The sequence below is a fragment of the Catenisphaera adipataccumulans genome, assembly GCF_014202755.1.
Taxonomy (GTDB): domain Bacteria; phylum Bacillota_I; class Bacilli_A; order Erysipelotrichales; family Erysipelotrichaceae; genus Catenisphaera; species Catenisphaera adipataccumulans.
This window is the reverse complement of the sequence record NZ_JACHHK010000004.1, coordinates 212,159-214,114: the sequence shown is the minus strand read 5'-3', so window position 1 is coordinate 214,114 and position 1,956 is coordinate 212,159. Positions and strand designations below refer to the sequence as shown.

Sequence of the window (1,956 nt, the reverse complement as noted above, 5' to 3'; positions counted from 1 at the left end):
TTTATCAAAACAATACCAGAAACCATCAAGATATTGCTGTTTATACAGCATGTGGCCATTTTGGTCATAGTATACAATTTTATCCTTTTCATTTGCAGCATGATAATCTCCAGTCAAGTTTACAAATCCCCTCTTCATAGCACCGGAATATTTATCAAAACAATACCAGAAACCATCAAGATATTGCTGTTTATACAGCATGTGGCCATTTTGGTCATAGTATACAATTTTATCCTTTTCATTTGCATCATGATAATCTCCAGTCAAGTTTACAAATCCCCTCTTCATAGCACCGGAATATTTATCAAAACAATACCAGAAACCACCTAAATATTTTTGCTTGTAAAGCATGTGACCATTTTGATCATAGTATACAGTTTTATCACTTTCATTTTCTGCGTGATAATCACCCGTTATATTTACAAATCCCGTTTTCATTGCTCCGGAATATTTATCAAAACAATACCAGAAACCATCAAGATATTGCTGTTTATACAGCATGTGGCCATTTTGATCATAGTATACAGTCTTATCATTATCCCATGACGCATGATAAGAATCATATAAATTAAAGAACTGCTTTTTTACCATTATTCCATTACTTACGGGCTCTGTTTGATTCTTTAAAAAGCAATACCAATTATTATCAATTTGTTTTTGACCAACCGTTTTTATTCCTTCATCATTGAAGTAATAATCATTTCCATCAATCGTTTGAAATCCGGTCACTGTTGCTCCGCCAATATAATATTTTTGGTAGTCTTCCGACCATCCGTTATTATTATCATTTTCAATTATTTGATCAGAATCTTGTACCTCTTCTTGATTTGAATCGATTTGATCTGTTTCTGTACTTGCAATTGATTCTTGATTCTCAGTTGATCCTGATGTTTCAGGTAATGTTTCTTTAACTGTTTCCGCATCTGGTGGATTTGTCTCTGCTCTGATAGAAATCGCAGCGTTTCTTACTCCAAATATTAGGAAAACAGTTGAAGCAAATACAAACAAAACTCTCTCATATTTTTTGTTCATATACTCTCTCCCATATTTACTATAATCTTAAAATAAACGCCTTCATTTTTCAATATTTTGAAATGTTTGAAACGATTTTGTTATAAAATACGCGAACTTCAATAGTTCGCGTCAATTTTCTATAAATTCGGTCGGAATGCCGTGACATACATGTATTTACTAATTTTTTCTAATTCAATTACATTAAATGCTGACTGATATTGATTTTGCCCTAAGAATTTACCTTTTGTTTTGTTGACATTTCCCTGGTTATCTTGAATATCACCGTCATAAATGGCAATATGCGACAAAGGTGTTTGAGTGCAAGCTCGGAATACACAAACATCCCCTGGCTGCAGATCATTGATGGACACTTCCATAAAATGTTTTAAAATTCCATTTGTTTTTCGGTATTCCCAAATGTCTTTTACATAACCAGATGTTGTACAATGCGCAATATTATATCCGAGCCATTTTGCGTAATAAGCATAACCATCCCAGCATTGAGCACCGTATGCTTTATCAAGATCAAATTCTTTTCCTAAAACTTCATCCCTAAATTTATAGTATTTTTTAATTTGTTTAATTGAATTTTGATCAGTAATTAAATGACCATTTCTATCGTAATATACAGTTTTTACTTCAGAATCTTTATCCGTAAGATAATCTTTGGTTAAAGTAAAATCACCAGTTACCATGGCACCGGATCCCAAACGGAAACAATACCAGTTTCCATTAATGTATTGTTGGCCGTAAAGCATGTGCCCTTTCGAATCATAATAGACTGTTTTATCTTTTTCACTTCTAGAATGATAGTCAGAATCTAAGAAAACAAAACCAGTTTTCATAGCGCCTGAATATTTATCAAAACAATACCAATATCCATCAATGTATTTTTGCTTATATTGCATATGACCGTTCTGATCATAATATACTGTCTTATCG

At 32.6% G+C, this 1,956-nt stretch carries 2 protein-coding genes; both read right to left on the bottom strand.

Annotated features, from left to right (window positions below):
- Positions 1–1,032, bottom strand: a 1,032-nt coding sequence (locus HNQ47_RS06760; RefSeq protein WP_425486190.1) for an N-acetylmuramoyl-L-alanine amidase family protein, incomplete at its 3' end; no start/stop codon positions are given.
- Between the two features lie 119 nt (positions 1,033–1,151).
- Positions 1,152–1,956: NlpC/P60 family protein (locus HNQ47_RS06755; protein ID WP_425486189.1), on the bottom strand; the 805-nt coding region annotated here is incomplete at its 5' end.